The 13,189-nt window shown below is 32.1% G+C and carries 11 protein-coding genes and 1 pseudogene; 4 read left to right on the forward strand and 8 right to left on the reverse strand.

Annotated elements, in window-relative coordinates:
* Positions 1–3: 3 nt before the first annotated feature.
* Both SAMSHR1132_RS13205 and icaR read right to left on the reverse strand, forming a co-directional pair.
* On the reverse strand, positions 4–666 hold the full coding sequence (locus tag SAMSHR1132_RS13205; protein ID WP_000659685.1) for a Wzz/FepE/Etk N-terminal domain-containing protein: 663 nt from the start codon (positions 664–666) through the stop codon (positions 4–6).
* A 1,029-nt stretch (positions 667–1,695) separates the two neighbouring features.
* Positions 1,696–2,256 (reverse strand): ica operon transcriptional regulator IcaR, encoded by a 561-nt coding sequence (gene icaR / locus SAMSHR1132_RS13210; protein ID WP_000790912.1) that lies wholly within the window; start codon positions 2,254–2,256, stop codon positions 1,696–1,698.
* Between the two features lie 164 nt (positions 2,257–2,420).
* Here icaR and icaA point away from each other — a divergent pair, with 164 nt between their 5' ends.
* Genes icaA through icaC form a run of 4 tightly spaced genes read left to right on the forward strand, consistent with a single transcriptional unit; the run spans position 2,421 to position 5,836 of the window.
* On the forward strand, positions 2,421–3,659 hold the full coding sequence (gene icaA, locus SAMSHR1132_RS13215; protein WP_001159434.1) for a poly-beta-1,6 N-acetyl-D-glucosamine synthase IcaA: 1,239 nt from the start codon (positions 2,421–2,423) through the stop codon (positions 3,657–3,659).
* Positions 3,623–3,928 carry an intracellular adhesion protein IcaD gene (gene icaD, locus SAMSHR1132_RS13220; RefSeq protein ID WP_000240582.1) on the forward strand — a complete coding sequence of 102 codons (306 nt, stop codon included), beginning with the start codon at positions 3,623–3,625 and terminating at the stop codon, positions 3,926–3,928. The genes icaA and icaD overlap by 37 nt, the downstream gene beginning before the upstream one ends.
* Positions 3,925–4,797, forward strand: a complete 873-nt coding sequence (gene icaB, locus SAMSHR1132_RS13225) for an intercellular adhesin biosynthesis polysaccharide N-deacetylase (RefSeq protein WP_000776687.1) — start codon at positions 3,925–3,927, stop codon at positions 4,795–4,797. The genes icaD and icaB overlap by 4 nt, the downstream gene beginning before the upstream one ends.
* Positions 4,784–5,836, forward strand: coding sequence for a polysaccharide intercellular adhesin biosynthesis/export protein IcaC (icaC, locus tag SAMSHR1132_RS13230; protein WP_000723847.1), 1,053 nt, complete (start codon positions 4,784–4,786; stop codon positions 5,834–5,836). Before icaB ends, icaC begins: the two co-directional genes overlap by 14 nt.
* A 191-nt stretch (positions 5,837–6,027) precedes the next feature.
* On the opposite strand, the gene lip1 is transcribed toward icaC, so the two are convergent.
* The 6 genes and pseudogenes from lip1 to SAMSHR1132_RS13270 all read right to left on the reverse strand — a co-directional run bounded on the left by lip1 (position 6,028) and on the right by SAMSHR1132_RS13270 (position 13,175).
* Positions 6,028–8,070: a YSIRK domain-containing triacylglycerol lipase Lip1 gene (gene lip1, locus SAMSHR1132_RS13235; RefSeq protein ID WP_001249927.1), complete on the reverse strand. Its 2,043-nt coding sequence runs from the start codon at positions 8,068–8,070 to the stop codon at positions 6,028–6,030.
* Positions 8,071–8,958: 888 nt separating this feature from the next.
* Positions 8,959–10,346 (reverse strand): annotated as a pseudogene (gene hisF, locus SAMSHR1132_RS14345) (imidazole glycerol phosphate synthase subunit HisF).
* Entirely contained in the window at positions 10,343–11,047 is a 705-nt protein-coding gene (gene hisA / locus SAMSHR1132_RS13255; protein ID WP_000571724.1) for a 1-(5-phosphoribosyl)-5-((5-phosphoribosylamino)methylideneamino)imidazole-4-carboxamide isomerase, read from the reverse strand. The pseudogene hisF and the gene hisA overlap by 4 nt, the downstream one beginning before the upstream one ends.
* Complete coding sequence (hisH, locus tag SAMSHR1132_RS13260) at positions 11,040–11,618, reverse strand: imidazole glycerol phosphate synthase subunit HisH (protein WP_000635358.1); 579 nt, start codon at positions 11,616–11,618, stop codon at positions 11,040–11,042. The genes hisA and hisH overlap by 8 nt, the downstream gene beginning before the upstream one ends.
* Entirely contained in the window at positions 11,615–12,193 is a 579-nt protein-coding gene (gene hisB, locus SAMSHR1132_RS13265; protein ID WP_000639494.1) for an imidazoleglycerol-phosphate dehydratase HisB, read from the reverse strand. Before hisB ends, hisH begins: the two co-directional genes overlap by 4 nt.
* On the reverse strand, positions 12,183–13,175 hold the full coding sequence (locus tag SAMSHR1132_RS13270) for a pyridoxal phosphate-dependent aminotransferase (protein WP_000639201.1): 993 nt from the start codon (positions 13,173–13,175) through the stop codon (positions 12,183–12,185). The genes hisB and SAMSHR1132_RS13270 overlap by 11 nt, the downstream gene beginning before the upstream one ends.
* Positions 13,176–13,189: the final 14 nt, after the last annotated feature.

Consider the following 13,189-nt stretch of genomic DNA (forward strand, 5'->3'; position numbering starts at 1 on the left):
AATTTAAAATTTTTGTATTGAACCCAAAATAGGTAACCCTAATTGTGCTTCAACATCTTCTTCAGTCTTAATACGCTTATCTAATAATTCTTTTAGGAAAATGATTAAAATTGCTAAAACTATTCCAACGATGATACTAATCACTAAGTTAACAGAAATGATTGGCGATACTTTTACAGCATTATCGTGTGCGGATGAAAGTATCGTAACGTTATCAACACTCATGATTTTAGGCATATCATGTGCAAAAACTTTAGATATTCGATTAACAATTTTGTCAGATTCTGATTTATTTCCAGTTGTAACTGATACGGTAATAATTTGAGAGTTAGTTTGATTTGTGACTTTTAAAAACGAATTCAACTCAGTCGTTGTATATTCACCATCAAATTCTCTCGCTACTTTATCAAGAATTCTTGGACTTTTAATAATTTCTGTATATGTATTTACAGATTGCAAACTACTTTGAACATTTTGGAAAGCTAAATCGCTTGAAGACTTTTTCATGTTAACAAGTATTTGCGTAGAAGCAGTATATTTGTCAGGCATAACAAAAAAAGTTAGCGCCGCAATTACGACAAGACATATCGCTGGTAAAATGACTAATAATTTAATATTCTTCTTCAAAATATTTAATAGTTTTACTAAATCAAACTTTTCCTTCATGGCATCCTCCATTTAAACATTCGTTATAATCATCGTGTTTATATTATAGGCGGAATCTTAAAGTTAACTTACTTACCTCTATAACATTCACAACTACATTTTCATTAATATTTTATATAAATTTTTTATCGTTTAAAATTATATCATGATTTTTACTAGTTATGTATAACATATTTATATTTTTGTTCAACGCTTAATATTGTCTTGTAGTTAAATCTGTTCATTTTTTATTTTATGTAAAGTGTGTCATACCATGTTTGTTTTCATCTCAAAGAAGGGAGTGGTGGGACAGAAATGATAAAGAGCTGGAAATGATTTATTATGTAGTGGTTCTTGTACATTAGCCACAGCTAATGTGTACTTAAAAATAGGAATACATGAGTAAAACTCATGCATAAGTAATACTAATTTCTAAAGAAAAAGTATTTCTTTATGTTGGGGCCACCCCAACCTGCATTGCCTGTAGAAATTGGGATCCAATTTCTCTGTGTTGGGGCCCCAACCCCAACTTGCATTGCTTGTAGAAATTGGGTTCCAATTTCTCTGTGTTGGGGCCCCACTACTGCCAATATAATATAGTTGAGCTAAGGACATTGATGTCCCATACTCTGTCCTTGATAAATAACATTACCGATTCGCATAAAAAATAAGCGTCAATGACATGTATTAACAATTCATCGACGCTTATTACTATTTATTTTTACTTTTAATTTCATCTAATTGATACAAATTTCCTGTAATTAGATGACATCCTATTCTATTTAGGGGAACGTGACGCATTTAAAATATGTTCAAATACAAACTTAACATCTCACAACAATAAAGTATAATAATATCAAATTCTTAGACAAATCGTATTTTGTAATAACTGATATTAATATTAATACATTGTATTTAATTTATAGATTTTATATACATCTTAATATTCTCAATTTCGAGTTTTATTGTCAACTATATACCGATTCCCAAAAATAATCTCATGTCTTTTTTTACAAAACAAAGTTATTTATTACAAACTAGTTACAAAAATCATTTTTTCAAAAATATATTTAGCAGTGAATACACTTCATCCTTGAATTGACTTTTACTTTCTTCCACTGAGCCAAATTTTTGAGAAAATGATGCTCTTAAGTACCAACTTTCAAGGAATAGAAGTATCAAGTTTTGAAAATCTTCGTTTGTCATCGTTACCTTTGATTCATCATAAAACTTCGCTATTTCTTGGCTTAATGATTGGTTTAAATCACGTATTTGTCTATAGATATCTTCAGAAAATTCTTCAGGTGTATTAGACAATTGGACATACATTCTAATATACCTTTCTTCGATGTCGAAAATAAATTCAAATAAAAACTGATATAGAGCATCAATTGAATAGTTAGATTTATTTTGATTCACCAGAATTACATTGTTGAGGTAATCAAAGCAACATTTAACACTCTGCTCGTAAATACTTTTTTTCGAGTCAAAATGATAGTATAAACTCGCTTTTTTTATATTTACACTTTTAGCTATATCATCAAGTGTTGTACCGTCATACCCCTTCTCTGAAAATAAGGTTATTGCGTTATCAATAATCTTATTCTTCAATTTTTAAAACCCCCTACAGAAAATTAATCACACTATGTTACAGGAAAATTAAGTTGCAATTACAAATATTTCCGTTTAATTATAACAACAATCTATTGCAAATTAAAATACTATCAATTACCATATGGCTTACAACCTAACTAACGAAAGGTAGGTAAAGGAATTTGCAATTTTTTAACTTTTTACTATTTTATCCTGTTTTTATGTCTATTTATTGGATAGTAGGTTCAATTTATTACTTTTTCACTAAAGAAATTAGATATTCACTGAAAAAGAAACCAGACATAAATGTGGATGAATTAGAAGGCATTACATTTTTACTTGCCTGTTATAACGAAAGTGAAACGATTGAAGATACATTATCGAACGTTTTGGCATTAAAATATGAGAAAAAAGAAATCATCATTATTAATGACGGAAGTTCAGATAACACAGCTGAACTCATCTATAAGATGAAGGAGAATAATGACTTTATTTTCGTAGATTTACAAGAAAATAAAGGTAAAGCTAACGCACTCAATCAAGGTATCAAACAGGCATCATATGATTATGTAATGTGCTTAGATGCAGACACTATCGTTGATCAAGATGCACCATATTATATGATTAAAAATTTCAAACATGATCCAAAACTTGGTGCTGTTACTGGTAATCCTAGAATTCGAAATAAGAGTTCTATTTTAGGTAAAATCCAAACGATAGAATATGCTAGTTTAATTGGCTGTATAAAGCGTAGTCAAACACTTGCTGGGGCAGTCAATACTATTTCTGGTGTCTTCACTCTATTTAAAAAAAGTGCAGTTGTAGATGTTGGCTACTGGGATACCGATATGATAACTGAAGATATTGCAGTTTCTTGGAAATTGCATTTACTCGGATACCATATTAAATATGAGCCTCGTGCAATGTGCTGGATGTTGGTTCCAGAAACTTTGGGAGGTCTTTGGAAACAACGTGTTAGATGGGCTCAAGGGGGACATGAAGTATTATTACGAGACTTTTTTAGCACGATGAAAACAAAAAGGTTTCCTTTATATATTTTGATGTTTGAACAAATCATCTCAATTTTATGGGTATATATTGTGCTTCTATATTTAGGTTATTTGTTCATCACTGCAAACTTCTTAGACTATACATTTATGACATATAGTTTTTCAATCTTTTTACTATCATCTTTCACTATGACTTTTATAAACGTTATTCAATTTACAGTCGCACTCTTTATAGATAGTCGCTACGAAAAAAAGAATATGGCAGGACTCATATTCGTCAGTTGGTATCCAACAGTATACTGGATTATTAATGCAGCAGTTGTACTGGTCGCATTTCCAAAAGCCTTAAAACGTAAGAAAGGTGGTTACGCAACATGGTCAAGCCCAGACAGAGGGAATACCCAACGTTAAAATCATCGCTAAATATCGTTAGAGAAACAGCACTTGTCGCTATATCCTGTTTCTTTTGGATTTATTGTTTTGTCGTTTTACTCGTTTATATTGGTACCATTTTTGGTTTTCATGACGAGAGTATTAACACCATTCGAGTTGCCTTGAATATTGAAAATACTGAAATTTTAAACATTTTTGAAAGTATGGGTATTTTCGCGATTATAATTTTTGTATTTTTTACAATTAGTCTACTCATTCAAAAGTGGCAGAGAGGAAGAGATTCGTGAAGTTACGAAAATTAATTATCCTTGTATTAAGTCTATTAATCATCTTACCTGTGAGCACACTGGACACGCATCATGTTGCTAATGCAGATGACGATGCACCTAAAAAACTGAAATACAAAAAAGATAGTGCCCTTGCATTAAATTATCACCGTGTGAGAAAAGCAAATTTTCTGAATAATTTTATTTATTTCTTTTCAAGTAGTAAAGAAATTAAGAATTATAGTGTTAGTCAATCACAATTTGAGGCACAGATTAAATGGCTGAAATCACACGATGCTAAATTTTTAACACTGAAAGAATTTTTATATTATAAGAAAAAAGGAAAATTTCCAAAACGAAGTGTATGGATAAACTTTGATGATATGGATGAAACCATTTACGAAAATGCTTATCCAATTCTAAAAAAATATAAAATTCCTGCAACTGGATTTATCATAACTGGGCATGTAGGTGAAGATAACTTCCACAATCTAGATATGATTAGCAAAAAGCAACTGAAAGAAATGTATAAAACTGGGTTATGGGAGTTTGAAACTCACACAGATGATTTGCATAATTTGAGTAAAAACAATAAATCGAAGTTGATGAAATCATCGGATGCAACAATTATCAAAGATATAAATAAAAGTGAAAAATATCTAACTAAAAACTTTAAAAAGTCACAGAATACAATAGCCTATCCTTATGGCTTGATGAATGACAAAAAATTACCTGCCATTAAAAAAGCAGGAATAAAATATGGTTTTTCATTAGAGGAAAAAGCAGTCACGCCTGACGCCAATGATTATTACATCCCAAGAATATTAATTAGTGATGATGCTTTTGAGCATTTAATTAAGAGATGGGACGGATTCCATGAAAAAGATTAGACTTGAACTTGTTTATTTAAGAGCAATTATATGTACGATTATTATCATTACACATTTATTAACACAAATTACTTTAAAGCATGAAAATTTGGAGGGTGGTTCTTTAGTATTACAATTCTATATTCGTAATATTGTTATTTTTGGAACGCCATGCTTTATTATATTATCTCAATTACTTACAACATTGAATTATCAAAAAGTCACATACAGATATTTAACAACGCGTGTGAAATATATACTTATTCCTTACATATTAATGGGTTTATTTTACAGTTACAGTGAGTCCTTATTAACTAACTCTTCTTTCAACAAACAATTCGTTGAAAATGTTTTATTAGGTCAATGGTATGGTTATTTTATCGTAGTTATCATGCAATTCTTTATTTTGAGTTATATTATTTTTAAAATTAATTATAATCTTTTCAACAGTAAAATATTGTTGCTACTATCATTTATCGTACAGCAAACATTTTTATACTACTTTTCAAACAACTCAGCATTTCATGATACAGTTTTACACTATTATCCATTAAGTGAAAATACTTTGATATTAGGATGGATTTTCTATTTCTTCTTGGGTGCATACCTTGGCTATAACTACGAGCGTGTCTTAAATTTCTTAGAACGCTATTTAGTTATTATGATTGTTTTAGCTGTAGCAACATACTTTGTATTTATTGCGTTGGCAAATGGGGATTATTGGAATGTTACAAGTTTCTCATATTCATTAACACCATATAATAGTGTTATGTTTATTGTAATATTAGGAATTTGTACACATTTTAAAACAATGCTATTTAATACAATTCAAATGATTAGTGCATTCTCATTCTTTATATATTTATTACATCCAATTATCTTAGACTCACTATTTGCATATACAAATATATTTGAAGATAATACAATGGTTTTCCTTACAATATCTCTACTTTTAATTTTGGGATTATGTATAGGTGTAGGTATGATATTCCGTGAATTCTATATTTTTAGATTTATCATTGGAAAACAGCCATATAAATTAAATATTAATGCATTCTAACTAATAAAAAACACACGATGATGAGTCAGCTCGATTTAAACTAAACTCAAACCATCGTGTGTTTTATTTATCTAATAAGTGTTTAAGCATTCACTCAAAAGAATTATTTAAATAGTTCTTTTAGTATTCTAAATAATGAACCGATTAATTGAAAGAAGTCTGCTGTCATTTTCTATACCTCACTTTTTTAATTATGCTTGTTTTGTATCTGTCACTTTTTCAGTTTTCACTAAATCATCCGCTAAATGATGCCAAAAATCTTGTAATTCTTCTCTTGTACGCACCGTATCAGAACTATCTTGTCCTACAAAATCAACATGATCCCAATCATGTTTTGTCGGTGTTACTTGCCAAATACCTTTTTGAATTTTATCTGTAGCATTTGTATAGGCTTGATTAAATGGATGTTGAGAAGAGATAACTGATACTAAGCCATCGTTCTCTCTCCATTCTTTTTCAGTAGCTTTACCGATTAAATTGCCTGTTATTACGAATGGGAAAAACATATTTAAGTCAGCTTTTTGTCTATCACTGTTTAAAGCTTTATGCGTCGCTTCACCAGTATATGTTTTATATACAATATTAGGATTCAATGATGTTTTGCGATTTAATTCTGTCGCACCTTCGCGTGTTAAGTCGTAAAATCCATTATCTTTTGATTTCCATAAATTAGACTGTTTAACACGTTTTACATAATCAATATAGGATTCATTTGGTTTCTGTTTTAGACCCCATTGAGCCAACCCGAAGTCTACTCTAGAATTTTTATTACCGAACATTTTGCCGATATCAAATACAACCTGTCTCACTAAAGCTTCATTTCCAGCTAAATCTGATGCGTGTGTACCATTATGTGGTGTTCCTAAAGTAGTAATTGATGAAATCATATTGTCATGATTACCTTTGAATAACGGAGAAATTTCGCCACCATGCTGTTTTTGATACTCTATTTCTTCACGGCTTCCATTTCGCAATAATTCTTCTAATTGACGAATCGTTTGACCACCCATGCTGTGTCCAACTAAATGTATTTTTTGTCCTGGTTTCCAATCTTTATATACGCCTTCATATGTTTTTCCGTAGCGTTCATGGCCATACTTTGCTGCATGTGCGGCACCATAATCAACTCGTCCACCTTTAATATAATAAAGTTCAACTGCGCGATCATAGTTACTTCCAAAAGCACTGATACTCGCTTCATATGCTTTGTAACCATTTTCTTCTAAATCCTGGCGAATATTCATTTTATTACCGCCCCAATAATGTGCCAATACCGATGGATTAATGTCATCTGTAAAACCATTGAAACCATGAACTAAAACGATAGGATCTTGGTTTTTATACTGACCTTGTTTGGCAACTTTATTAGTTTGATCACCTTTCGCCTTTGCAGTAAGTTCCTTTGTCCCTTTATTAGGCAATGTGGCTACTGCACTATTTTTTAATATATTTAACTCTTTTTTATTATCATTATCGTTTGTCGGTTCTACTGGTGATTTTTGATTGTCTTTTAAATCTGATACTTGCAGTGATTTTACGTCTTTTTTTGAATTCACTGCTTGTTCATCGTTAAAATTGTGGTTAGTATTTTCATCATTCGTTTGATTCTTTTGTTGTGGTTGTACTTTTTCTATTTCTGTCTCATTAACAATTTCTGGTTGGCTTGCTTGTTCTGTTTTATCCAATGATGGTCCTTGTTTTGTTAAACTTGATGAAGGTAGATTGTTATTAGCGTTTGAATCTTGACTATTATCTCCCTCTTTTGCCTGTTGCTGTGACGCCACTTTACTTTGTTTGCCATCATTAACGTTCTGTTCTAACCCTTGATTTACATTACTAAGATTAGCATTGTGATTTTTTGTTGTATCACGTTGAATATTTTTATTGTTAAGCGATGATTTTTTATCATCCTTTAGTTGATCTTTATTTATTTCATCTGCTTTTTGGTTAGTTTTTTCTGATGTTGTTTTATCATTATGCAAGTTCTTAGTTAAATTTTCAGTATGTTGCTGTTCGTCAACACCGTTTTCACGTTGATAATTAGCATTTTCCCTAGTTTGTTGATCCCCAATAGATTGTGCTGTAACTGTATCCTCCTGTGAATTTCCCATGTTCACTTGCTTCTCAGCTGCTTGCGCATGTCCACCACTTAAAAATAGTAATGTAGCTATCAAAATGGAAGATGCACCTACACTAAATTTACGAATACTATACTTATTTTGACTTTGTCTCATTGTCAGCACCTCTATTTTTTATTTTAGATAAACAAATTGATAATTATTCGAGGAATAAACTCAAATAATTTACTTAACCAAGTACTCATAATGACCATCCTTTCTATGTAATTAATTTGACGAGAAAGCGTTTACATTTATATTTAAAAAATATATTCTCCAAAGAGAATTTAAAGTGCATACGCTAATCATTTCAAATTATTAATTAATATTATATTTGGCAAAATTTAATTAGTCAATAATTAGACACAATTTAATTATGCAAATTGTAACTTTTTTACATATATCCTTTATACTTATTTATACTTATTTATTTGGGGCTTGATTCCAATGATGTATCACGCTTTTTAGATTAGCTGTATGAAGGTAATTTATGAGCTATTACAGTTTTAATTATTGCTGGTGTCGTATTTTAAACCTAAAAATAGATTGTCTTCCACAATGATTGTATCAGGATAAGCCGTTATACTTGTTCCTACATTAAATATATACAGTTAGTTTTCTTCCCTCAAAGTAAGTATTCTAATATTTTTAATTTATTGTTTAATTACTCTTGAACTACCTTTAACTTAATCTCGAATTTATGATGATTAGCATAAAAATACACCCCATAAAGTTAGTTTTTTAGTCCAACTTTTGGGATGCACATCTTAGTTCTAATGGAGATTGTCTTTTACATAGGCTATGACATTTCTATTTCAGGCTAGATATATTTTTATTCACAGTATAAATACAAAGAATATAAAGACAACTATGATATTAATAGGTAGTAACGACAAACATAACTTTTTAGCTTTTTCCTGTAATGAACATTTTTTCATATTTTTCCCCTTCATAACTTCATTATATCGATCTATATACTTCTCTACATCTCAGTACATACTTTTTTTACCACTGTTCGATATTTTGTCGTTCTCCTTTAAAGTTATTGCGCTTATGATGTCTACGCGCTAGTTCTGCCTCAATTTCTGAAAAATCGACGCCTAGCGCATGCATCAAGACAAATAAATGATAAAGTTCATCTGCTACTTCACTTACAAATGCCCTTTTGTCACCTTTAATTGCTTCAATTACGACTTCAAAAGCTTCTTCACCGTATTTTTTTGTAATCTTTTCTATACCTTCTGTTAATAAATATTTCGTATATGACTTGTCATTATTGGATTGGGCACTATCTTGAACTGTTTGAGCTAATGTTTGCACTGAAAATGGAACTTCTGTGTTGAAACAACTTTGACTGCCTGTATGGCATGTTGGGCCATTTGGTATGACATCGATTAAGATGGTATCATTGTCACAATCCACATGAATATCTTCAACACGTTGCGTATGACCAGATTTTTCACCTTTTGTCCAAAGACGTTGTTTAGATCGAGAATAAAAACATACCACACCATCTTTTACAGTTTTGTCAAAAGCATCTTGATTCATATAACCTAACATCAAGACTTGTTTTGTTCGACTATCTTGTAAAATAGCAGGTACTAATCCTTTACTAAAATCAATTTTATAATTGGTCATCTTACTGCTATACCCCCTTGTCGTATAACTTCTTTAATAGATTGAACCGTTGTTTCCCTGTCATGCAAAATACTTGCAGCTAAACCAGCAGATACATCCGTCTGTTCAAACAATTCTACAAAATGTTGTGCATTGCCACCGCCACCAGATGCAATAATTGGAATGTTCACAAGAGACTTTATTTTCGCAAGATGTTCAATATCAAAGCCTTGCTTCATGCCATCATGTCCCATACTCGTAACGAGCAATTCACCTGCACCTAACTGTTCTACTTGCTGTACCCAGTCATACACTTTAATATTTGTCATCTTTTTACCACCATGCGTACAACAATAATGTGCTTTTCTTTCAGGATCATAATGGCTATCAATTGCTATGCATATGCATTGTCTACCAAATTTATCACTTGCTTGTTTAATTAGCTGTGGATTTTTTAAAGCACTTGAATTTAATGATACTTTATCTGCACCATGATTTAACAATTGGGTAATATCATCGAGACTTTGAATCCCACCTCCTATAGTAAGAGGAATAAATAAGCGTGATGCCGTCTGTTCAATAACTTCTAGCATTAAACTATGACCCTCTTCCGTCTTAGAGATGTCTAAAAACACTAACTCATCAGCACCCGCTTCATTGTAATACATTGCTAAATCAACAGGATTTCCAATATCTCTTAACCCTTTAAATTGAATCCCTTTAACGACACGACCATCTTTTACATCTAAACATGGAATGATACGTTTTTTTATCATTTTAGCCCCTCCCAAAAAGCTGGTTGGTGCGCGGCCTTCCCTACAATAGCAGCGTGAACATTTAGCGACGCTAATCGTTGAATATCTTGCTGATGTCTAATACCACCAGACGCGATGATAGGAATCGTCGTTGCCTTCACTAATTGACCAGTTAATTCAAAGTTAGGCCCCGACATTTTGCCATCTTTAGCAATATCAGTATAAATAATGCCTCCAAGAGGTATATCCGATAACTGTTTCACAAAACTAAATAAATTCAACTCTGTGTCCTCTTCCCACCCGTTCACTTTAATATCCTCGCCATAAGCATCAACAGATAAATAAATGCGACCTGGAAATGTATGTGCCATCTCTATAAGCCATTCTGTATCTTGAATACCTTTCGTTCCAACGATGCAATAATTAATTCCTGCAGCAAAGTAGTCCATGATTTGTGCTTTCGTACGAATGCCACCACCTACTTCAATATCTTTCGTTGTTAACCTTCTCAACGACTTAATATAATCAAACTCTCGGGCATGCTGTGCCTTAGCACCTATCAAGTCGACGATATGAATACGATTAACACATTCAAATTGACTATAGTAAGCAATACTTTCTTCAGCCGAACGCGACATTTTTTCTTCACTATCATATTTACCTTCTGTTAACCTCACACTTGTTGACTCAATCAAATCAATCGCTGGCCATAATTCAATCATTTATAAATCCCCCTTGTATTGCCTGACGCAAAATTTGTAACCCATATGTACCGCTTTTTTCAGGATGGAATTGAATACCAATATAATTGTTAAATTGAACAATTGCTGGAATATCAACTCCATATTGCGCATATGCAATGACATTTTCTGACATCGGTGCTTGATAAGAATGTACGAAATAAACATCTTGATTTAACATAGGGTGCTGACTCACTAAATTATTCCAGCCTAAGTGTGGCACAGGGTAGTTTGTCTGAATATGCGAGATATTTCCTGGAATAAATCCTAATCCGGATACATCACCTTCATCGCTATGCTCATACATTAACTGCATGCCTAGACAAATACCAATCATTTTCTTATCAGTATTCTTAGCCAATATTGCATCGAGATTTAATCGTTTTATCTCTGACATCGCATCTTTGAAATGACCGACACCCGGTAATATGATTGTTTCTGCTTGTTCGATTATATTTTGGTCATTGGAGACAACCACCTTATATCCTAAATGTTCAACAGCACGCTTTACATTGCTAATATTACCCAGTCCATAATCAATGATGACAATCATTCAATCACACCTTTCGATGACGGTACACGCTGATCATTAGTAGCAGTCAATGCCATACCTAATGCGCGGGCAAATGCTTTAAATATAGCTTCAATCTCATGGTGTGTATTGCCTCCACGAATCAAATCAATATGAGTTGTTAATCTCGCATTGATTACGACCGCTCTGAAAAATTCTTCCACTAATTCCGTATCAAATGTGCCTACTTTTTCCTTACTTAACGATGCATTGAATGATAAGTATGGACGCCCACTTATATCCACAACGACACGCGCTAATGTTTCATCCATTGGAATGTACATCGTTCCATAACGAACGAAGTGCTTTTTATCTTTAATCATTTCAAGTAATAGTTGGCCAATAACAATGCCGATATCTTCAGTTACATGGTGATCATCTACATCGATATCACCTTGTGCCTCGATGTTTAACGACAGTCCACTATGAAACGTAAACAAAGTTAACATATGATTTAAAAAGCCCACACCTGTATTAATATGCGATGGTGACTGATCATCAGATATTGAAATATTTAGTTGCGTTTCAGCTGTGTTTCGTTGTTTTTTATAAATCATATTTTGCGCTCCATTCTTTAACAATTTCTTCTAATTGCTTTAACTGTGATGCTGTTGCAATTGAGTATCTTACATAACCTTTCATGACATGCTCATCATAAAAACGAGGTTTAAAACCTTGATCATATACGTATTGTCCTAATTGTTGTGCCGCCGAACCCTTAGTAAGTACAAAATTAGCATTTGATGGGAATACTGACATTTTATCTGCAACATGTGTATCAAATATTTGTTTTAACTGATTAGCTAATTGACGTTGCATCGTTAAAAATCGTCTTGTATCATCTCTTTGTCTAAAAATATAAGTCGCAATATTTAGTGTAAATACATTTAATGGATATGGATGTTCTATTTTTTGGATAAGCTGTATCGTTTCAGCAGTACTAATTAATACACCTAATCTTAATCCAGCAATACCAAAGGCCTTTGATAATGTACGCATTCTTAAAATGTGTGGTGCCATTTCAACATCATATGCCATGCCATAATCTAAATATGCTTCATCAATGACAAAGTATCCATTTAATGCTTTCATCTTGTCTGCAATAGCTTTTAAAAAAGCAGTGTCAAATTGCTTACCTGATGGATTATGCGGATTACTCATGATAAAAAATGACGGTTGTACTTCATCAATTCTCGATAAAATAGTTTCCAAATCAAATGTTAAATCAGGTGTTGCATCTACAAATGCAATTTCACGATTTACTTGTGCCGCATATGCTTGATACATAAAAAAGTCTGGATTTAAAGTTAACGCTGGACCTTTTGGCATTATCAACATTAACTTTTGAATCAATTCATCCGAACCATTTCCTGCGATAATTTGTTCAGCCGATAACCCGTAAAAGTTAGCGTAAGCTTCCTTGAATTGTTCATATGCTTTATCTGGATATAAGTTATATGGTGTCGCACTAATAATTGAAGCTATTGTTTTTTCATTCAACGGCGTAACGGGACTTTCATTTTTATCAATATAAATCATTTCAATTACACTCC

This window comes from Staphylococcus argenteus, from assembly GCF_000236925.1.
Classification (GTDB): Bacteria; Bacillota; Bacilli; order Staphylococcales; family Staphylococcaceae; genus Staphylococcus; species Staphylococcus argenteus.

Excerpts from the sequence above, each read along its gene's own strand:
- SAMSHR1132_RS13205 (WP_000659685.1), bottom strand. The coding sequence starts at position 666 with ATGAAGGAAAAGTTTGATTTAGTAAAACTATTAAATATTTTGAAGAAG.
- icaD (WP_000240582.1), top strand. The coding sequence starts at position 3,623 with ATGGTCAAGCCCAGACAGAGGGAATACCCAACGTTAAAATCATCGCTA.
- icaC (WP_000723847.1), top strand. The coding sequence starts at position 4,784 with ATGAAAAAGATTAGACTTGAACTTGTTTATTTAAGAGCAATTATATGT.
- lip1 (WP_001249927.1), bottom strand. The coding sequence starts at position 8,070 with ATGAGACAAAGTCAAAATAAGTATAGTATTCGTAAATTTAGTGTAGGT.
- hisA (WP_000571724.1), bottom strand. The coding sequence starts at position 11,047 with ATGATTGAATTATGGCCAGCGATTGATTTGATTGAGTCAACAAGTGTG.
- hisH (WP_000635358.1), bottom strand. The coding sequence starts at position 11,618 with ATGATTGTCATCATTGATTATGGACTGGGTAATATTAGCAATGTAAAG.
- hisB (WP_000639494.1), bottom strand. The coding sequence starts at position 12,193 with ATGATTTATAAAAAACAACGAAACACAGCTGAAACGCAACTAAATATT.
- SAMSHR1132_RS13270 (WP_000639201.1), bottom strand. The coding sequence starts at position 13,175 with ATGATTTATATTGATAAAAATGAAAGTCCCGTTACGCCGTTGAATGAA.